Source organism: Pseudomonas gingeri (assembly GCF_013386115.1).
GTDB classification, from domain to species: Bacteria; Pseudomonadota; Gammaproteobacteria; order Pseudomonadales; family Pseudomonadaceae; genus Aquipseudomonas; species Aquipseudomonas gingeri.
On the sequence record NZ_JACAOR010000010.1, the window covers coordinates 456,667 to 475,645 of the forward strand.

Sequence of the window (18,979 nt, forward strand, 5' to 3'; positions counted from 1 at the left end):
CCAGAGAGTGAAGATCATGAGTAGCAGTCATTACACCGGCTTTGCCGGCCAATACATCGACGGTGAACAACGCCCCGGCGGCATCGGCCAGTGCCTGCTGGACGTCAACCCGTACGACGGCGAAGTGCTCGCCGAACTGCAACTGGCCAACCTCGCGGACCTCGAACAAGCCTGCCAGTCGGCCCAGGCCGCGCAAACGGTCTGGGCACGAGCGCTGCCGGCCGAACGCAGCGCCGTGTTCCACCGCGCCGTGCAGATCATGCAGACACGCCGCGAGGAAATCGTCAGCTGGCTGATCCGTGAAAGCGGCAGCACCCGGACCAAGGCCAACATGGAATGGGCCGCCGTGCGCGACGGTATGCTCGAGGCGGCGACTTTCCCCAATCGTGTCGTCGGGCGAATCCTGCCGATCGATATCGCCGACAAGGAAAGTCGTGTCTACCGCAAGCCGCTCGGGGTGATCGGGGTCATCAGTCCCTGGAACTGGCCGATGCACCTGTCGCACCGCTCCATCGCCCCGGCGCTGGCCCTGGGCAACGCCGTGGTGGTCAAGCCGTCGCAGGAAACCCCGATCACCGGCGGCCTGCTGCTGGCGTGCATCTACGAGGAAGCCGGACTGCCGGCCGGGCTGTTGAACGTGGTGGTCGGGCAGAACAGCGAGATCGGCGATGCCTTTGTCCAGCACCCGACCTTGCGCTTCATCTCCTTCACCGGTTCGAACAATGTCGGGCGCCATATCAATGCGCAGATCGCCGCCGCCAGCACCCTCAAGCATGTCGCGCTGGAGCTGGGCGGCAACGCGCCGCTGGTGGTCCTCGACGATGCCGACCTGGAGCATGCGGTACATGCGGCGGTGGTCGGGCGCTTCCTGCACCAGGGCCAGATCTGCATGAGCACCAACCGGATCATTGTCGATCATTCGCTCTACAACGACTTTGTCCCGTTGTTCGTCGAACGGGTCTCGCGCCTGAAGTTCGGCGACCCGGACGCCGCCGACACGGTGATCGGCCCGCTGATCAACCGGCGGCAACTGGACGGTGCGCTGGGACATATCGCCCGGGCCCGGGCCGATGGCCTGGCGCAATTGCTCGGTGGCGAACCCCAGGGGCTGGTGCTGCCGCCGCACGTGTTCGGTCCGGTCGGCAATGACTCGGCGCTGGCACAGGCGGAGCTGTTCAGCCCGATTGCGCAGATCATCCGCGCCGACAGCGAAGCCCATGCCCTGTTCATGGCCAACGACACCGAATACGGCCTGAGCAGCGCAGTGTTCACCCGCGACGAGGGCCGTGGCCTGCGCTTTGCCCAACAGCTCCAGGCAGGCATGGCGCACATCAATGACATCCCGGCCAACGACAGCCCCAACAGCATGTTCGGTGGCGTGAAGAACAGCGGACTGGGTCGTTTCAACGGCGACTGGATCATCGATGCCTTCACCACCGATCACTGGATCAGTGTGCAGCACGCGCCACGTCCCTATCCGTTCTGAAACCGAGGAGTGATTGTTCATGCAACAGCCACAGTCAAACCTGCACCGCGCCAAGGCGGCGGTGATCCGGGAAAAAGGCGGTCGCTTCCAGATGGAAGCCATCGAGCTGCAGGCCCCGCGTGCCGATGAGGTACTGGTGCGAGTGGTCGCCTGCGGGGTGTGCCACACCGACCTGATCGTACGCGACCAGTACTTCCCTTGCCCGCTACCGATGATCCTCGGCCACGAAGGCTCCGGGGTGATCGAAGCGGTCGGTGCCGAGGTGAAGGATTTCAGCGTCGGCGATCATGTGGTGATGAGCTACCTCTCCTGCGGGCACTGCGAACCCTGCAGCACCGGCGAGGCGACCTATTGCACCCACACCTTCGCCCTGAATTTCGGCGGCAGCCGGCTCGACGGCAGCGGCTCGACCCGCGACAGTCACGGGCACGCGATCCACGACCATTTCTTCGGCCAGTCGTCGTTCGCCACCTACTCGATTGCCAACCGGCGCAACCTCGTCAAGGTCGACAAGGACCTGCCGCTGGAACTGCTGGGGCCCTTGGGTTGTGGCGTGCAGACCGGCGCCGGTGCGGTGCTCAACGTCCTGCAGCCCAAGGCCGGTACCGCCTTCGCGGTATTCGGTGCCGGCGCCGTCGGCCTCAGCGCCCTGATGGCAGCGCGCATTGCCGGAGCCACCACGCTGATTGCCGTGGACATCACCCCCGGCCGGCTGGAACTGGCCAGATCGCTGGGCGCCACCCATGTGATCAACAGCCTGGATGTCGACCCGGTGGCCGAGGTCCGGCGCATCACCGCCGGCGGCGCCCACTGCACCCTGGAAACCAGCGGTCGCCCGGCGGTGCTGCGCCAGGCCATCGATGCGCTCAGGGCGCGCGGCACCTGCGCCATCGTCGGGGCGCCGCCGGCCGGCACCGAAGCCAGTTTCGACGTCAACGAGGTGATGACCCAGGGCCGCACCATTCGCGGGGTGATCGAGGGCGAAAGCATTCCCTCGGTGTTCATTCCGCGCTTGCTGGAGCTGTATCGCCAGGGCCGGTTCCCCTTCGACAAGCTGGTGCGCTTCTACGACTTCGAGGACATCAACCAGGCCGTTGCCGACGCCCAGAGCGGCCTGACCGTCAAACCGATCCTGCGCATGGGTTGACTCCCGACGCAGACAACACGCTGCCCGCCGGGCCCCTGGCAGTCGCCGGGAACGGCCGGGCAGCGGATTCGCCTACCTATAAAAACAAGAGAAAGGCAATGCATATCATCAAGATCGCTCAGCTTGGTGCGGCCCTGGCCGCCTGCGTAACGCTCACCGCCCATGCCGCACCGTCCGAGGACCGTGGCGAAGGCGCCCTGTTTACCGCGCTTTTCGGCGACAGCCTGGAAAAACAGACCGGGATCGTCGTCTCGGGGCTTTCGGAAACTACCTACTCCAGGAACAACCGCTCCACGGCGGACGAACGCAAGGACGGCATGAGCAACTTCCCGCTGATCGGCGCCGGCGACGAAGGCCTGGAGTTCGGCTCGTTGCGCCTGTTCATCGACAAGCCGCTGGACTCGAACATGATCCCGCGGGTCACTCCGCTGCCCGGTCCGACACCCGACAAGTTCTCCTTCGGCTTCACCTTCGAGGGCAACTACGGGCGCAATGCCCAATTCGCCAGGACCTTCGGCTGGGACATGCACTGGGGGGTGAACGCCCCGGGCGACAACGATCCGGCCAAGGCCCAGCGCGACAAGCAACGCTTTCTCGCCGTGCCCAACCTGGCCGCCACCGCGTACCTGCCGATCGGCACCGGCCTGACTGTCATGGCCGGGATCTTCGGTCCGGGGATCGGCTACGAAATCCCGCCGGACATCCGCGAGGCGCGCAATGCCTTCGCCACCAAGACCTATGCCCTGGTCTCGGAGCCCGGCACCTTTTCCGGTGTACTGATGGGCACGCGCCTGATGAACAACGACAGCGGCGTCCTGGGCGTCGAGCTGGGCGTGGTGCAAGGCTGGAACAACCTGCGTGACAACAACGACAGCAAATCGCTGACGGGCGCGGTGCGCTGGCGCACGCCGGACATGAAAACCTGGATCGACTATGAGTTCGTCGTCGGCAACGAGCAGAACAGCAGCAACAAAGACGTCCAGGCACCGATCCAGCGGCTGATTTCGCCGAGCGGCCAACTCAAGCAGCAGCACTCGCTCAACGGCTGGCACGAGTTCGACGCGCACTGGTCGATGGGCGCCGAAGTGCTCTATGGCCATCAGGCCGGCGACGGTCGGCCGCAGACCATCGATATCGTCAACGGCCCGGGTTTCGACGGTGCCCGCTGGTGGGGCGCGAACGCGGTGGTGACCTACCGCTACCGCAAGGACCTGGCGTTCTCGCTGCGCGGCGAGCACTTCAGCGACCCCGACGGTTTCGCCCTGTTCCCGGTCAGCAGTGCCCGTGGCGACTTCAACGCCCTCACCGCCGGCTTTCGCTACGACGTCAACCGCTACCTCTCGCTACGCCCGGAGCTGCGTTACGACTGGTTCGACGGCAATCGCCAGGACCACCCCTTCGGCAATGGTCGCGACCGCGATCAGCTGACCGCCAGCATGGATGCGTTGTTCTACTTCTAGACCGCAGTGCCCTCAGCGCTCCTGGCCCCGGACATTCCCCGGCCACGGGCATGCCTCATCCTCGAATCTGGAAATCCGAACCATGAACAACCACAAGACTGCATGGGACTCGCGTTACGAATGGCAGGCCGTCCTGCTCCTGGCCTTCGGTTTCGGCCTGGTGGGACTGGACCGTTTCATCATCCTGCCGCTGTTCCCCGCGATCATGAAGGACCTGGCCCTGGACTATCAGGACCTGGGCAATATCTCGGCGGTGCTGGCCCTGGCCTGGGCGCTGTCCTCGATCCTGATCGGACGCATCTCGGACACCTTCGGCAGACGCAAGGTGCTGATCCCCTCGCTCATCGTTTTCTCACTGCTGGCCGGCGTGTCGGGCCTGGCGACGGGCATCGCCTCGTTGCTGCTGATCCGGGCAATCATGGGCGTTGCCGAAGGGGCATTCACCACCACCTCGATCGCCACCAACGCCGAGGTCTCCCATCCGTTGCGCCGGGGGCGAAACATGGGCATCCAGCTGGGCTTCTTTCCCCTGCTGGGGCTGGGGCTGGCGCCGATCATCGCCACGCAATTGCTCACCGTGGTGCCGTCCTGGCGCTGGGTCTTTGCCATCGTCGCGCTGCCGGGTTTCGTCCTGGCCTGCCTGATCTACCGCAACCTGAAGGAAACCCGTCCCCAGGCCGCCAAGGTCGCGACGACCGCCGCCGAACCCGTCGAAAAACACCGCTGGCTGACCGTCCTGCGCCACCGCAACATGCCGCTGAATATCATCTGCATGTGCTGCGCGCTGACCTGCCTGTTTGTCGTCAGTGTGATGACCGCCAACTACCTGACCGACTACCTGCACCTGAGCCTCGCGCAGATGGGGTTCGTCATGTCCGCCATCGGCTTCGGCGGCTTCGCCGGGGACATGATCATGCCCTCGCTGTCGGATCGCCTGGGGCGCAAGCCGGTGTTGCTGCTGTCGTTCGTGGCCACCGCGTTGTCGCTGTGGCTGCTGATCCACACCGGGGCCGAACCGCTGCAGTTGTTCGGCCTGTTGTTCATGACCACCTTCTTCAACTTCAGCATGATTTGCGTGATCAACGGACCGCTGACCAGCGAGTCGGTGTCGCCGGCGCAGATCGCCACCGCGACCGGGCTGGTGGTCGGTGCCGCGGAGTTGTTCGGCGGGGCGGTCGCGCCGGCACTGGCGGGTTTCATCGCGCAGCACTACGGCATCGAGAAAACCCTGTTGCTGGCACTGGGCAGCCTGGGAATTGGCCTGCTGGCCGGCCTGTTCCTGCGCGAGACCCTGCCGGGCAAACGTCGATCGACGCCGGCCCGGGCGTTCCCGGCTGCCGGCCTGGACGCGGCCGAGAGCAAGCCTGACTGATCCCCGTCGAACGACCTCAGGGAAGCGCCCACGGTGCCTGCGGGTTGAACGCCTCGACAAGGAAGTCGATCATCACCCGGACCTTCGCCGGTGGCGTACGGTCGGACGAACGCACCAGGTGAATCCCGCCCAGGTCGGCCGGGGGGGCGTCCAGCGTGACAGGCTCCAGTTCTCCCCGGCGGATGGCGTCCGTGACGATGAACTCCGGCTCGTACAGCACCCCCAGGCCGGCGGTGGCGGCGGCCACCAGGGCGTCGCCGTTGTTGGTGCGCAGGCTGCCCTTGACCGCCACCCGCCTGTCAGCCTCCTTGCCGAATCGCCACTCATCAGGACGGGACAGGCCCGACAAGGTAAAACTCAGGCAATTGTGCGTGTGCAATTGCGCCCAGCGCGCGGGCCGTCCATGGCGATCCCAGTAGGCCGGCGCGGCACAGACGACCATGGCGCTGTCGGCCAGCTTGCGCGACATCAGGCGGCTGTCTTTGAGCACCCCGACGCGGATCGTCAGGTCCCAGCCCTCCTCCATCAGATCCACTACGCGGTCATTGAGCCCCAGGTCCACGGTAACGCCCGGGTGCTGGCGATAAAACTCCGGCAACAACGGCGCCACGAAGCGCACACCGAAAGACAGTGGCGTATTGAGTCGCAACAACCCGGTCGCCTCCACCCGCTGCGACGCGATCGCCGCCTCCACGTCCTCGAGGTCGGGCAGCAGGCGACCGCAGGCGTCCAGGTACTGCTGGCCCGCCTCGGTCAGGGTGAGTTTTCGCGTACTGCGATGAAACAGCCGCACACCCAGACGCCTCTCCAGCGCGTCCACATGTTTGGTCGCCATCGCCGGCGATACCCCCATCTGCCGGGCACCGGCCGACAGGCTGCCGAGGTGCGCGGCCTGGGAGAAAATCTGCATGCCGGTAATACGATCAAGCATTTTATTTCTCACTCCGGATAAAAACTGAATCACCAAACCAACGAGTTATCACCCTTACAGTAAATATATAGAGTGACGCGCAACCACACCACTCTGTTTGAGACAGGAATCCGCATGGACTCCAAGACACACCAGAACGCACCGGCCTCCCAGGGTCTGTCACGTCGCCAGTTACTCGTCAGCGCCTCCGTGGGCGGCCTCGGTGCCGCCCTCGCCGGGTCCCTTTCCACGGCCCTGGCGGCGACACCCCGGCCGACGTGGGACCGGGCCCGGGCGATGGACGCGGTTATCCTCGACGCGGTGAACCGCGGCCGGATTGTCGGGGCGACGGTCATCGCCGCCAAAGACGGGGAAATCGTCTACCAGCGCGCGGCCGGTTTTGCCGACCGGGAACAGCGCCGGCCCATGCAAGAGGAAGAAGTCTGTCGCCTGGCCTCGATGACCAAGCCCATCGTCGGCGTGACGGCCCTGGCCCTGGTCGACCAGGGCCGGCTCGGCCTGGATGATCCGCTGACCCGTTGGCTCCCCGACTTTCGGCCCAAGCTCGCGGACGGACGCGAGCCGCTGATCACCGTGCGCCATCTGCTGACCCATACGGCAGGCCTGTCCTACGGTTTTCTCGAAGCACCGGACGGCCCCTACCATCGGCTCGGGATCTCCGACGGACTGGACGTCCGCGGTCTGACCCTGGCAGAGAATCTGCGCCGCATTGCCTCGGCCCCCTTGCTGTTCGAGCCGGGAACCGCCTGGCACTACTCGGTGGCCATCGATGTACTCGGCGCGGTTATCGAGCGCGTCACCGGCATGACATTGCCCGAGGCGGTCGCCCAGATCGTGACCACGCCGCTGGGCATTGCCAGTCTCCGTTTCGTCGCCGCGCCCGGCACCGTACTGGCAACCCCCTATGGTGATGCGCTGCCTCGCCCCGAAGCCATGAGCGAGCCCTTTTCCCTGCCCTTCGGCCCCGGTGCGATTGTCTATTCGCCCAGCCGGGCCTTCGATGCCGGCGCCTTCGCTTCCGGCGGCGTCGGCATGGTCGGCACTGCCAGGGACTACCTGCGTTTCGTCGAAGCGATCCGCACCGGCGGTGCCGGGATCATCCGCCCGCAGACAATGGCGGCCATGACCGGCAACACCATCGGCGACCTGCCGGTGGCAGCCGCCGGCCCGGGTTTCGGCTGGGGCCTGGGGGTGGCGGTGCTGAAAGATCCGCTGGCGGCGAAATTGCCGCTCAATGCCGGCAGCTGGAACTGGGCCGGCGTCTACGGCACGAATTTCTGGGTCGACCCCGTGCAACGCCTGAGTGTCGTGACCCTGACCAATACCGCGGTCGCCGGCATGAGCGGCGACTTCCCGACCGCGCTGCGCCACGCCGCCTACCCGGGCTGAGCCGACGCCGCGATCCGGGCCCGCACCACCCGGCCGTCGAGCCGATCTGCCGACCCGACGCGCCTCCCGCCAGCCGACGCTCGCGGGATAGGGTGGGCGCCTCGTAACGCTCTTTTTCTCCCTCCTCAAACACTTCAAGGGTATTCAGATGACACAGCCAGCAAAGCACTGGATCAATGGCCAATGGATGGATAGCGGGCCACTGCGCGACAGCATCAACCCGGCCACCGGCACGGCCTTCGCCACATTCCATGATGGTGGCCTGGTCGAGGCGCAACAGGCCGTGGCCGCCGCTCGGCAGGTGTTTCTCGACAGCGACTGGAAGGTCGATGCCATGCGTCGCTCGACCGCCCTCAGTCACCTGGCCGATGCCTACGAGCAGCGCTCGCAGGAGATCATCGACTGCCTGGCCACGGAGAACGGCAAGCTGAAAATCGAGGCAGGTTTCGAGGCCATGCAGATCGTCCGTGCCCTGCGTTTTGCCGCCGGCCTGGCCCTGCACACGTTTGGCCGGGTGGCCGAACCGCGCCCCGGCACCCAGTCCATGGCGTTGCGCCAGGCCGTGGGCGTGGCAGGCCTGATCGTGCCGTGGAACTCCCCGGCCTTCCTGCTGATCCGCGCCCTCGCCCCGGCGCTGGCCGCCGGCTGTACGGCGGTCGTCAAGCTGCCGGCCCAGGCCGCGCAGAGTGCCTGGCTGTCGGCGCAGATACTGGCCAGCGTGCCGGAGATTCCCCGGGGTGCGATCAACATTTTTATCGAGAGCGGTGCCGAGGGCGCGAAGTTCCTGGTCGACAGCCCTGACGTACCGGTGATCAACTTTACCGGCAGCACCTCGACCGGCCGCCTGATCGCCGCGGCCGGTGCCGCGCATTTCAAGCGCATCGGCCTGGAGCTGGGCGGCAAGACACCACACCTGGTATTCGACGATGCCGACCTGGAAGCGGCCGTGCCGGCCATCGTCGCCTCCTCGACCGTGTTTGCCGGTCAGTTCTGCGTGACCGGCAGCCGCATCCTGGTGCAGCGGGGTATCGCTCAGAAGCTCAAGGACCTGCTCGCGCAACGCCTCTCGGCCGTGCAGCCCGGCCCTGCGGCCGACCCGGCCAGCCAGATGGGCCCATTGATCGACCGCGAGGCAGCCGAACGGGTGGACCTGAAGGTCAGGGCCGCCCTCGAAGAGGGAGCGACGGCAATCGTGCGTGGCGGCCTGATCGGCCAGGGCCCCCTGGCCGGCGGCGCGTTCTACCGCCCGGCGCTGCTGGAGGTGCCGGCCGCGGGCCTGGCCATCTCGCGCGAGGAAGTCTTCGGTCCGGTGCAGACGCTGCAAGTGTTCGACAGCGAGGAGCAGGCAGTGGCCATGGCCAACGACAGCGAATACGGGCTCAGCGCCTGTATCTGGAGTCGCGATGTCAATCGGCCGATTCGCGTCGCCCGCCAGCTCGATGCCGGCCATATCTGCATCAATGACTGGGCCGGCATGCAGGTCGAGTTCGAGGAAGGCGGTTTCAAGAACAGCGGGCAAGGTCGTCTGGGCGGCCTGGCCTGCCTGGATGACTTCATGGAGTACAAACAGATCCTGCAGGTTTTCCGCCAGGGCTGAAGCGTCTCGGCAACCGGCCCGTGCGCATGCCTTTCGACAGCAGGCGCACGGGCCGGGCGGCCGGCCCCGAACGCAAAATAGATGAGTCACCGACAGACTGTCCTGTAATATCGGAACCCATCATTGAGCGAGATCTTCCATGAAGCCGGCCGAACGCCACCGTACTATTCTCGATATGGTTCGAACGCGCGACACCAACGTCGAAGAGTTGAGCGCAGCGCTGGGCGCCTCCGAAGCCACCGTGCGCCGGGACCTGACCCTGTTGGCCAGACAGCGCCTGCTGGTCCGCACCCATGGTGGCGCCACCGCGCTGATCGGCGTGCATGAACCGGAAGCTTCACTGGAAGAACGCAAGAGCGCTCGCCGCGACGAGAAGGACGCCATCGCCAAGGCCGCGGCGCTGCATATCCAGGATGGCGACACGATTTTCCTGGACAGCGGGACCAGTTGCGTCGCCCTGGCCATGCATCTCTATTCCCACCAGGACATCCACGTGGTGACGAACAACCTGCTGGTCGTCATGGCGCTGGCCAATGTCCCCGGCGCCAGGCTGACCCTGATTGGCGGTGAGCTTCGCGAATCCAGCATGAGCACGCTCGGCCCGCTGGCCGAACTGTCACTGAGCCGGCTCAGCGTGGATCGGGCATTCTTCGGTGCCGATGGTGTCGTGGCCGGCTTCGGCCTGTGCGAAGCCAGTGCCCAGCAGGCCTACCTGAAAGAATGCGTCATCCGGCGCGCGGCCGAGGTGTTTGTCCTGGCCGACTCGGAGAAACTGGGCCGGGCGCGGCAACAGCACTGGACACCACTGGAGCGGGAATGGCGGCTGATCACCTCATCGCGCGATGAAGTGGAACTCCAGCCGTTCCGGGAAATGGACATGGTCACGGTGGAGACCGTCGTGGCCAGCCACCCATAGCCTGGCAGCACCCCGGGGTGCCGCACGGCCTCATGCCGGGATAAGGTGCCGGGCGGCTTATCGCCGCGTCGCCAGCTCGGCTCCCTGGCGCAGCGCTTCGAGCAGGCTGCGTTCGTCGGCGATGCCCTTGCCGGCGATGTCGAACGCCGTGCCGTGATCGACGGAAGTGCGCACCACTTCCAGGCCAACGGTCACATTCACCCCCGCCTCCAGGCCCAGCACCTTGACCGGGCCATGTCCCTGGTCGTGGTACATCGCGACCACCAGGTCGAAGTCGCCTCGCCCGGCACGGAAGAACAGCGTGTCGGCCGGCAGCGGGCCGGTCACGTCGAAACCGCGCGCCTGCAACACCTGCACCGCCGGGATGATTTTCTCTTCTTCCTCGCCATAACCGAACAGGCCGTTCTCGCCGGCATGGGGGTTGATACCACAGACACCGATACGTGGCCTGGCGATGCCGGCCTTGATCAGCGTTGCGTTGCCACGCTCGATGGTCCGTTGCACCAGGCCCGGCTCGATCTTGCGGATCGCATCGATGATGCCGATATGGGTGGTCACGTGGATCACCCGCAGTTGCGGCGCGACCAGCATCATCGACACCTCGTCGACGTGGGTCAGGTGGGCGAGCAATTCGGTATGGCCGGGGTATTTGTGACCGCCGGCATGCAGCGCTTCCTTGTTCAGCGGCGCGGTGCAGATGGCGTCGATCTGCCTGGCCTGCGCCAGTTCGACGGCACGGGCGATGTATTGATAGGCCGCATCGCCGGCGACCGCCGACAACTGCCCGAACGGCAGGTCTTCGGGAATCAGGTCCAGGTCGATGCAATCAATGGTGCCCGGCTGGTACAGGGCTTCGCTGGCGTCCTTGATACGTCGGACCCTGGCACTGCCGTTGACGATCCGATTGGCCTGTTCCAGGCGGCGGGCATCACCGATCACCAGCGGTCGGCATTGCTGGTAGACGATGTCATGGGTCAGGCTCTTGACGATGATTTCCGGCCCGACGCCCGCGGCGTCGCCCATGGTAAGACCGATAACGGGAAGATAGTTGCTCATAAGACTGACCTTGATCCTTTCAATGCATGAAGTGGAGCGCCGGACCCGCTGTCCGCGCTCAAATGAAGCCAGGCGGCATACAGCGCCTGTTCGCTGCCGAAGGCCCCGGCCTTGGTGACGATGCCCGGGCGATGGCCGTGTTCCATGGCAAGGGGGCGGCCCACGGCGACCCCGGCTTCGATTTCCGTGACCAGTTCGAGGCTCTCGATGCCGACGGCCATGAGCATCGCGCGGGCGGTTTCCCCGCCCGTCGCCACCAGCCCGGAGACCTGGGCAAAGCCGGGTTTGACCATGGCCGCCAGCATGTTCGACAAGTGCGCGCCTTCGGCCGGGTCGAACGCTTCGTCGCGTCCGATGCGCAGCAGCAGGTCCTCGCCACCGCCAAGGTGCCGGGCGATACGCGTGGCCCATGTGGACCACGCGTCGGACGCCGGGCCCGGGCGCAGTACGGCGGACGGCACGATCAGCTCGGCTATCGCGCTGCGGGCCTTGAGCACCGCGCATTGGCGCTCGGAAACAGCCGACAGGCTGCCGACCATGACCAGCACCGGCCCCGTGCCGTTGCGCAAGGTCGCCGCGGCTGGCGTCGAGACTTGCAGCAGCTCGGGCAGATGGGTGATCTCACGGGCCAGGCCTCCGGAGCCGACCCAGAAAAATGGTGGTTCCAGGTGCAGGGTCACGTCGGCAAGGATGCGCAGGTCGTCGCTGGTTTCGGCATCGACGATCAGCGCCTGGATGCCCTGGCGCCTGAGTTCATGCAGATGCCGGACGAGCTGTGCCGGCTGGCCACGCAACCGCTCGATTCCCACCCGGGCGGTACTCAGCCCGGCGGCCACGAGCATGCCGTCGACATCCGCCGGGCGACCGGCATTTTCCAGTTGCCAGGTGTCCGTGTTTTCCAGGGGAACACCGTTGACCAGTACGCGGCCATCGCGCAGCGTGCGCCCCGTGGCCGGAAATGCCGGGGCGACGATTGCCAGGCCGGCCCGTCGCTGCAGCGCCGCGACCTCGGCCGCCCAGTTGCCGCGCAAGGTCGAATCGATTTTCTTGTACAGCCGTTGCCCCGGTCGGATCAGCGCCTGGTACGCGGCGCTGGCGCACTCGGCCGCCTCCCCGGCCGGCAGGCGACGCGAGTCGGTGTCCACCGCGATGACCTGGGCATCGCCCGTGACTTGTGCCGGATTCAGCGCCACCACCGTTCGCAGGCCCGCGCAGACAAAGCCGATGGCACAGTCGGCGGCCCCCGACAGGTCGTCGGCGATGATCAGCATGCTCATCGTGGGGCTCCCTGCCCGTCCGTTGCCTGGGGCCGGGTTTCATCGGCCGTTCGGCCCTTGACCCGCTTGGCGATGGCGGAGACCAGCACCGGCGAGACGATCGCCGTCACCACGACACAGGACGCCACCAGCAAGGTCGCGCTGGCGGCCGCCTGTTCGTAGACCGGATTCGCCGCGGCGATCAGCGCCGGCACCGCCGCGGCATTGCCGGCCGTGTTCGCCGCCGCCGCCCCTGCCACGCCGGTGCCGCCCGACAGACGATCGGCGAAGTACAGCGGGATGCCGGTGACCACGACCACCGCGATGCCCAGGGCGATACCGAGCAACCCGGCTTGCCAGACTTTATGCAGGTCCAGGGTCGCGCCCAGGGCCAGGGCGAAGAACGGAATCATCACCGGCACGGCCCTGGCGAGAAAGTCGCGCATTTCGCGGTCAAGGTTGCCCAGCAACATGCCCAGCAGCAGCGGCAGGATCGCGCCCACCAGGGTGGGCCAGGGGAAGGCCGACAAGCCGGCGACACCGAGCGTCACCATGGTCAGGAACGGACCGGACTCCAGCGACATCACCGAGTACGCACCGACGTCTTCGGAGCGCCCATACTGCCCCATCAGGGCCATGTACAAGCCACCGTTGGTATCGTTCATGGCCGCCACGACCGCCAGGGTCGAGAGTCCGGCAAACAATCCGGAGGTGATCGGCTGCTCACCGAGGAAATGCCCCATCACGATGCCGATGAGCATGGCGGTGCCGACCTTGGTGCCGAACAGCACGCCGCCTTTTTTCAGCAGGTAGGGCGTGGCCTTGACGTCGATGCTCGCGCCCATGCAGACATAGAACACCGCCAGGATCGGCAGGGCCCCGGTAAACATCGCATTGGTAAAGGAACCGAAGAACTTCGGCATGTCGGGCAGGAACGTGGCGACAAGGGAGCCGATGAGCAAGGGGACAATCATCATGCCGCCCGGAACGCGTTCGATCGACCGCTTGATGGGAAACTGGGCCATGCGGGTACTCCTTATTTTTATAGGGGCGCTGCTGAGCAAGCCTGACCGAATCAGTCATCATTGTGATTAATTCAGTCACAATCACGGTATGACAAAGCCCCGATATGCGCAAGCAATCATTTTTATGATCACTTCAATCATTTCCAGGGCTTCATATTCGAAAAACTGCTCAGCAACGGCCGCTCAGGAGACCGCGGGCGTGCCGACGACCTCCTTCAGGCTGCGGCCCTGGTCCTGCAAGACCGCTTGCGCCGTGTTGCGTCCCGGCAGACCACTGATCGATCCGCCGGGTGCCGTGCAGGCACCGGTCTGATAGAGACCGGGGATACCCAGGCGACAGGGGGCGAAGTTGCCCCCGCGATTGTCGAAATGATGCGCGCCGCCACGCCACATGGCAGGGTTGATCCGCTCGATGTCCAGGGGGCTGAGCAGGAAGCTGCCGAGCAGTTTGTCCTTGCTCAGGTTGGTCGTGTAGCGCAGGTAGCGCGTCAGCAGCGTATCGGCGACCTGATCCTTGATATCGTCCCAGTGCTGCGCCCCGCCCTTGAGGGCGTAGGGCATGCACCCTTCGATTTTCAGCAACCCCCGCCCGGCCGGCACCCGCGTCGGATCGAAGACCGAGGGATGACAGACCTGCAGCGGATAATCGGCAATGTTCAGCTCGCCATGGGCGTCGTCCGGAGTCAGCGTGAAGATACTCGCGGGGTCTTCCATCAGGGCGGCTTCACAGCTGGCAATGGTCCCGCCGGAGGCCAGCGCATAGGCAGGCTCCTCGGTGAAGGCGAAGTGAAACTGGAACATGGCCAGTTCCGGTTGCATGAGGTCGACGCCGTCGAGCACGGCATCGCCAAACAGTTCGCGCGGAGCCATGTCGATCAGGTGCTTGACGTGGATACTGGACACCACCCCCTTGTCGGCCCGGTACTGCGTGCCGTCGGCGCACTCGACGCCCTTGCACGCGCCCTGCTCGATGACCAGTTGGACAATCGACTTGCGGGTGAGAATGACCCCGCCGTGGGCTTCGATAAAGCGGCCCAGCGCCACGCTCAACATTCCCGAACCACCCTTGGGGATCGGCCGGCCCCTGAGATGATCGAGCATCGAGAACGCCTGCCTGCCGGTGCCGTAGTCGCTGCCCATCGGCCCGAAGAAACGACCGCCGGACAGGGCCGCCGCCTGCATATGGGGACTTTCCCAGACGGCCCGGGCGGCCGCGAACCCGGTCATTTCGCCGAGCCGGCGCAGGTACAGACCGTCACGGGAAGCCGCCGCCGCTTCCGCCGGCATCGCGGCCAGTCCCGCCCGTACCGCTGCCGCGCGCCGGAAGGTCCGGGCATCCTTGCGGGACACCTGCTCGATGGTCGCGGCGGTGCGCTCGACGTCATTGCGAAACACGGTGAAGGACGCGCCATCGAGAAACGGATAGTGCAGCACCACATCCGGATACAGCAGTTCATAGCCGTATTGCGCCAGGTCCAGTTCCCGGTCGCGGATCAGCGGGTTGCCGAGGATCGCGCCATGGGCGCTGGAGCACAGGTCTTCCCTGAACCCCGGCAGCAGCGGTTCAGTGGTCTTGCAGCCGCCGCCGATGAGCGCGTCTCCTTCGAGTACCAGGACCCGGTAGCCTGCCTTGGCGAGATAGGCGGCGCAGATCAGGCCGTTATGACCCGCGCCGGCTACCACATAGTCAAAGTGCCTGGGTGCCGACGGGGTGTCGCCGGCGATGGCGGCGGCGCCGTGCATGAGTCCGGCGGCCAGCACCGGCATGGCCGCCGCAGCTTTGAGGAAGTCTCGACGAACGATTGGCGGCATGTCCTGCTCCTGGGATCGCGATTTCGCTGTGACACTAGCGACAATCCCCCGGAGCCATTAGAGGCTGGTGACGAAATTCACTTCACACCCGGAGCAGGGAATACCGGTGGTCCGGAGCCTGTCACCGGACCAGGCCTAGGCAATGCCCAGCTTCTTCAGGCGCGAGGCCAGCGTGGTTGGCTTGATCCCCAGCAGCTCGGCCGCACCATCCTTGCCGAACAGCTTGCCACCGCAGGCGGCCAGCGCCGCGCACAGGTTGTCGCGCTCCAGGGTACGCAACTGCTGCTCGGTCATGATGGGCCGCAGGTGTTCTGACGCCGGTGCCTGGCCGGACACCGCCGCGCCGGGCAGGTCGATATTCAACTCGGCGCCGGTGGCGGTGATCAGCGCCCGCTCGATCACGTTCTGCAGCTCGCGGATATTGCCTGGCCAGTCATAGGCCTGCAGGCGGGCCATGTCGCCCTTGCTCAGGCGTCGCCCCGACATGTTCAGCCGCGTCCCGATCAGCTGGAGAAAATGCGAGGCCAGCAAGGGAATATCGGAACGACGCTCCCGCAGGCTTGGCGAATGGACGGGAAACACGTTCAGCCGGAAAAACAGGTCTTCGCGAAAACGCCGGGCCTGCACTTCAACCCGCAGATCGCGATTGGTCGCGGCAATGATGCGCACATCCACACTACGGGTGCGCTCTTCCCCTACCCGCTCGAATTGCCCTTCCTGCAGCACACGCAGCAGCTTGCTCTGCAGCTCCAGGGGAATCTCGCCGATTTCGTCGAGAAACAGGGTGCCGCCATCGGCCAGCTCGAAGCGTCCGACCCGGTCGCGCACCGCCCCGGTGAAGGCGCCGCGCAGGTGGCCGAAGAACTCGCTCTCGAACAGTTCGGCCGGAATCGCCGCGCAGTTGACCCGGATCAGCGGCTGCTCGCGACGCCGGCTGGCCTGGTGAATGGCCCGGGCGATCAGTTCCTTGCCAGTGCCGGACTCGCCGTGGATCAGCACGTTGGCATCGGTGGGGCCGACCACATCGATCTGCCGGACGATCTTCAGGATCGGCTCGCTCTGGCCGACGATATCCCGGTAGTTGTGCTCGATATGGATTTCTTCCTGCAGGTAGGCGTTCTGTTCCTCGAGTCGCTGCTTCAGTGCCTGCAGTTCGGCCAGGGCGTTCTGCAGTTGCAATTCGGTGGTGCGGCGCTCGGTGATATCGCGAAACACCACCACCGCGCCGACGATCCGACTGTCGCTGATCACCGGCGTGCTGGTGAACTCCACCGCGAAGGAGGTGCCGTCGCGCCGCCAGAACACCTCCTGACGCCCCTCGTGCACCAGGCCGTCGTGCACCGCCTTGTAGATCGGGCAGTCTTCGACCGGGTAGTGACTGCCATCGGCGTGGGTGTGGTGGTGGATGCGGTGGATGTTCTTGCCGATCATCTCCTCCGGGGCCCACCCCAGCATGCGCGCGCCGGCCGGATTGACGAAGGTGGCGAGCCCTTCACTGTCGATGCTGTAGATACCGTCCCCCACCGAACTGAGCAGCAGTTGCTTGTCACGCTCGGTTTCCTGGAACAGGTTCATGATATTGCGCCATTCGATCAGGCCGCCGCGCATGGTGCGTTCGGTATCGGCCTGGTCGCGATGGTAGCGCTGCCGGCTTTGCTCGCGCAGCACCAGGATCAGTTGCGGCTGGCCCTTGACCTGGAGAACGGTGGCGGAGACTTCCAGTTCGATGCGCTCGCCGCTCTTGCAGTTGCAACTGAGCCCATCGGTCCAGCCCCGGCCCTTGTCCATCACCGCCTGGGTAAAGACGATCAGGTCCGCCAGTTGATGGCCGAACAGCTTGCTGACCGGCAGTTCCAGCAGTTCCTGGCGGGGATAGCCGAGCAATTGGCAGGTGGCGATGTTCAGGTCGCCGAAACGGTCGCCGTACGGATTGAGCAGGGCAATGGCTTCGGCGCAGTGCTCGAACACCATGTGTCGGGAGGAATAGGCCAGGTCGGCCCAGCCAGCCAGGAAGTCAGTGTCGCTCATGCCTACGAAATCCCGTAACTACCAGTGTCGGACAAAGCCAGTTATACGGAATTTCGTAGCGCCCCGATAGGATCAGTTGGCGTTGAAAAACACGCATCAGAAAAGCCGATCGCCCCGTCGTCCCCCTTGAGCCCGATAGTTGAGGAAAATGGAATTATGTTGTCGGTTTCGCGGTAATTATCTCTGCGAAAAAACAATCCACCATGGCCTCCGTTCGCCCACCGCGCCAGGAAACACGCCATGCGCCCTCGACCGTCAACCCTCCCCGCAGCCCTGCGCAGGTGCCTGGGGATCGCCACCTTCGGGCTGTTCGCGGCGATCACCCTCACGGCGTGCGCAACCCCACCGAAACCCGACGCCACGCAGGAAATAAGCATGAAACCTTCCATCACGTATTTGCATCTGCTGCGGCACACGCCGTTCTTCACGGCGCTGTCGAGCGACCAGTTGCAGTGGGTGATCGATCATTCGCGAGAATGGGAAGCCGAAGAAGGTTCGGTCATTGCCAGCAGCGCTCAGGCCAACGCACCGGCAGCCGACTACTGGATCCTGCTCGATGGTGGATGGCGGGTGGAGTACGCCGGCCATTCGTTTCCCAGCGGGCACGCCGCCCCCGGCAAGTGGTTCAATCTGCGCGAAGCCCAGGGCGCCGACTGCGTCCTGAGCACCACCGAACACAGCTATGTGATGCGCATCACCGAGGCCGACATGCAGGTGATGCTGGAGAAAGGCTTCGCCTTCGGCCCCCACCTCGGCAGCGGTCATGCCTACTACGGCTCGATCTTTCACGACAACGTCCCGGCATCACGCCCCGTCGCGCGCTGAACACAGAGGCAATCACGATGAAGGTACTGATTCTCGGGGCAACGGGCCAGGTCGGCCGCCACGTGCTGGAGCAGGCGCTGGCCAATGAACGGATCGAACAGGTGATCGCCCCGACGCGCCGGGCGCTGGCGATGCACCCCAGGCTCCTCAACCCGGTGTCGGCCGATTTGCACCAGACCTTTGCCGACATCGCCGGGCTGTCGATCGACGCGATGATCTGCACGATGGGCACGACCATCGCCAAGGCCGGCTCGAAGGAGGCGTTCCGAGAGGTCGACTACGTGCTGCCGATCAAGTTTGCCGAATGGTCCCTGGCACTGGGTGCGAAGGCCTGCGCGATCATCTCTTCGCCCGGCGCCTCGCTGTCCATACCGCTCTACTATTGCCAGGTCAAAGGTGAGCTGGAACGCGATATCCAGGGCATCGGCCTGCGTTCGCTGACGATCATTCGCCCGGGCATGATTGGCGGCAGCCGCGAAGAGTTCCGCCCCGCCGAACGCCTGATAATGCCCCTGGCGGCCCTGCTTCGGCCGATACTGCCACGCGGCCTGTGGATCAACCCGCCGGCCAATATTGCCCGGGTGATGATCGAGGCCGTGTGCTCCGGGCCCCAGGGCGTTCACCTGCTGACGTCGCGGGACCTGGTGTGAAAAGGGGCTGCGTACCGGCAGCCCCCTGC

General features: G+C 65.4%; 15 protein-coding genes. 9 read left to right on the top strand and 6 right to left on the bottom strand.

What is annotated here, in order from left to right:
• Nucleotides 1-16 precede the first annotated feature (16 nt).
• From HX881_RS21005 to HX881_RS21020, 4 genes are all read left to right on the top strand, one after another.
• Nucleotides 17-1,486: an aldehyde dehydrogenase family protein gene (locus tag HX881_RS21005; protein ID WP_177086387.1), complete on the top strand. Its 1,470-nt coding sequence runs from the start codon at nt 17-19 to the stop codon at nt 1,484-1,486.
• Between the two features lie 19 nt (nt 1,487-1,505).
• Nucleotides 1,506-2,633, top strand: coding sequence for an NAD(P)-dependent alcohol dehydrogenase (locus tag HX881_RS21010; protein ID WP_177086388.1), 1,128 nt, complete (start codon nt 1,506-1,508; stop codon nt 2,631-2,633).
• A gap of 98 nt (nt 2,634-2,731) precedes the next feature.
• On the top strand, nt 2,732-4,093 hold the full coding sequence (locus tag HX881_RS21015; RefSeq protein WP_017128805.1) for an outer membrane beta-barrel protein: 1,362 nt from the start codon (nt 2,732-2,734) through the stop codon (nt 4,091-4,093).
• Between the two features lie 82 nt (nt 4,094-4,175).
• Nucleotides 4,176-5,465: an MFS transporter gene (locus HX881_RS21020; RefSeq protein ID WP_177086389.1), complete on the top strand. Its 1,290-nt coding sequence runs from the start codon at nt 4,176-4,178 to the stop codon at nt 5,463-5,465.
• 16 nt (nt 5,466-5,481) lie between these two features.
• Here the strand turns inward: HX881_RS21020 and HX881_RS21025 are convergent, their stop codons facing one another.
• A complete protein-coding gene (locus HX881_RS21025; RefSeq protein ID WP_177086391.1) occupies nt 5,482-6,396 on the bottom strand; it encodes a LysR family transcriptional regulator in 915 nt (304 codons plus the stop codon).
• Between the two features lie 114 nt (nt 6,397-6,510).
• Here HX881_RS21025 and HX881_RS21030 point away from each other — a divergent pair, with 114 nt between their 5' ends.
• The 3 genes from HX881_RS21030 (at nt 6,511) to HX881_RS21040 (ending at nt 10,298) form a co-directional block, all read left to right on the top strand.
• Nucleotides 6,511-7,785, top strand: a complete 1,275-nt coding sequence (locus HX881_RS21030) for a serine hydrolase domain-containing protein (RefSeq protein ID WP_177086392.1) — start codon at nt 6,511-6,513, stop codon at nt 7,783-7,785.
• Between the two features lie 148 nt (nt 7,786-7,933).
• Entirely contained in the window at nt 7,934-9,382 is a 1,449-nt protein-coding gene (locus tag HX881_RS21035; RefSeq protein ID WP_042936682.1) for an aldehyde dehydrogenase family protein, read from the top strand.
• A 139-nt stretch (nt 9,383-9,521) separates the two neighbouring features.
• Nucleotides 9,522-10,298: a DeoR/GlpR family DNA-binding transcription regulator gene (locus tag HX881_RS21040; protein ID WP_017128801.1), complete on the top strand. Its 777-nt coding sequence runs from the start codon at nt 9,522-9,524 to the stop codon at nt 10,296-10,298.
• Nucleotides 10,299-10,355: 57 nt separating this feature from the next.
• On the opposite strand, the gene pdxA is transcribed toward HX881_RS21040, so the two are convergent.
• The 5 genes from pdxA to HX881_RS21065 all read right to left on the bottom strand — a co-directional run bounded on the left by pdxA (nt 10,356) and on the right by HX881_RS21065 (nt 17,475).
• Nucleotides 10,356-11,354 (bottom strand): 4-hydroxythreonine-4-phosphate dehydrogenase PdxA, encoded by a 999-nt coding sequence (gene pdxA / locus HX881_RS21045; RefSeq protein ID WP_017128800.1) that lies wholly within the window; start codon nt 11,352-11,354, stop codon nt 10,356-10,358.
• Entirely contained in the window at nt 11,351-12,631 is a 1,281-nt protein-coding gene (locus HX881_RS21050) for a four-carbon acid sugar kinase family protein (protein WP_177086394.1), read from the bottom strand. The genes pdxA and HX881_RS21050 overlap by 4 nt, the downstream gene beginning before the upstream one ends.
• Nucleotides 12,628-13,635 carry a 2-keto-3-deoxygluconate permease gene (locus HX881_RS21055; RefSeq protein ID WP_017128798.1) on the bottom strand — a complete coding sequence of 336 codons (1,008 nt, stop codon included), beginning with the start codon at nt 13,633-13,635 and terminating at the stop codon, nt 12,628-12,630. Before HX881_RS21055 ends, HX881_RS21050 begins: the two co-directional genes overlap by 4 nt.
• Before the next feature lie 183 nt (nt 13,636-13,818).
• Nucleotides 13,819-15,447: a phytoene desaturase family protein gene (locus HX881_RS21060; protein ID WP_177086396.1), complete on the bottom strand. Its 1,629-nt coding sequence runs from the start codon at nt 15,445-15,447 to the stop codon at nt 13,819-13,821.
• 135 nt (nt 15,448-15,582) lie between these two features.
• On the bottom strand, nt 15,583-17,475 hold the full coding sequence (locus tag HX881_RS21065; RefSeq protein WP_103032872.1) for a sigma 54-interacting transcriptional regulator: 1,893 nt from the start codon (nt 17,473-17,475) through the stop codon (nt 15,583-15,585).
• Nucleotides 17,476-17,850: 375 nt separating this feature from the next.
• Here HX881_RS21065 and HX881_RS21070 point away from each other — a divergent pair, with 375 nt between their 5' ends.
• Nucleotides 17,851-18,300, top strand: a complete 450-nt coding sequence (locus HX881_RS21070) for a hypothetical protein (protein ID WP_017128795.1) — start codon at nt 17,851-17,853, stop codon at nt 18,298-18,300.
• Nucleotides 18,301-18,317: 17 nt separating this feature from the next.
• Complete coding sequence (locus tag HX881_RS21075) at nt 18,318-18,950, top strand: NAD-dependent epimerase/dehydratase family protein (RefSeq protein ID WP_177086398.1); 633 nt, start codon at nt 18,318-18,320, stop codon at nt 18,948-18,950.
• Nucleotides 18,951-18,979 lie beyond the last annotated feature (29 nt).

Coding starts and splice junctions, on each gene's coding strand:
- HX881_RS21005 (WP_177086387.1), top strand. CDS start 17: ATGAGTAGCAGTCATTACACCGGCTTTGCCGGCCAATACATCGACGGT.
- HX881_RS21010 (WP_177086388.1), top strand. CDS start 1,506: ATGCAACAGCCACAGTCAAACCTGCACCGCGCCAAGGCGGCGGTGATC.
- HX881_RS21015 (WP_017128805.1), top strand. CDS start 2,732: ATGCATATCATCAAGATCGCTCAGCTTGGTGCGGCCCTGGCCGCCTGC.
- HX881_RS21020 (WP_177086389.1), top strand. CDS start 4,176: ATGAACAACCACAAGACTGCATGGGACTCGCGTTACGAATGGCAGGCC.
- HX881_RS21025 (WP_177086391.1), bottom strand. CDS start 6,396: ATGCTTGATCGTATTACCGGCATGCAGATTTTCTCCCAGGCCGCGCAC.
- HX881_RS21030 (WP_177086392.1), top strand. CDS start 6,511: ATGGACTCCAAGACACACCAGAACGCACCGGCCTCCCAGGGTCTGTCA.
- HX881_RS21035 (WP_042936682.1), top strand. CDS start 7,934: ATGACACAGCCAGCAAAGCACTGGATCAATGGCCAATGGATGGATAGC.
- HX881_RS21040 (WP_017128801.1), top strand. CDS start 9,522: ATGAAGCCGGCCGAACGCCACCGTACTATTCTCGATATGGTTCGAACG.
- pdxA (WP_017128800.1), bottom strand. CDS start 11,354: ATGAGCAACTATCTTCCCGTTATCGGTCTTACCATGGGCGACGCCGCG.
- HX881_RS21050 (WP_177086394.1), bottom strand. CDS start 12,631: ATGAGCATGCTGATCATCGCCGACGACCTGTCGGGGGCCGCCGACTGT.
- HX881_RS21055 (WP_017128798.1), bottom strand. CDS start 13,635: ATGGCCCAGTTTCCCATCAAGCGGTCGATCGAACGCGTTCCGGGCGGC.
- HX881_RS21060 (WP_177086396.1), bottom strand. CDS start 15,447: ATGCCGCCAATCGTTCGTCGAGACTTCCTCAAAGCTGCGGCGGCCATG.
- HX881_RS21065 (WP_103032872.1), bottom strand. CDS start 17,475: ATGAGCGACACTGACTTCCTGGCTGGCTGGGCCGACCTGGCCTATTCC.
- HX881_RS21070 (WP_017128795.1), top strand. CDS start 17,851: ATGAAACCTTCCATCACGTATTTGCATCTGCTGCGGCACACGCCGTTC.
- HX881_RS21075 (WP_177086398.1), top strand. CDS start 18,318: ATGAAGGTACTGATTCTCGGGGCAACGGGCCAGGTCGGCCGCCACGTG.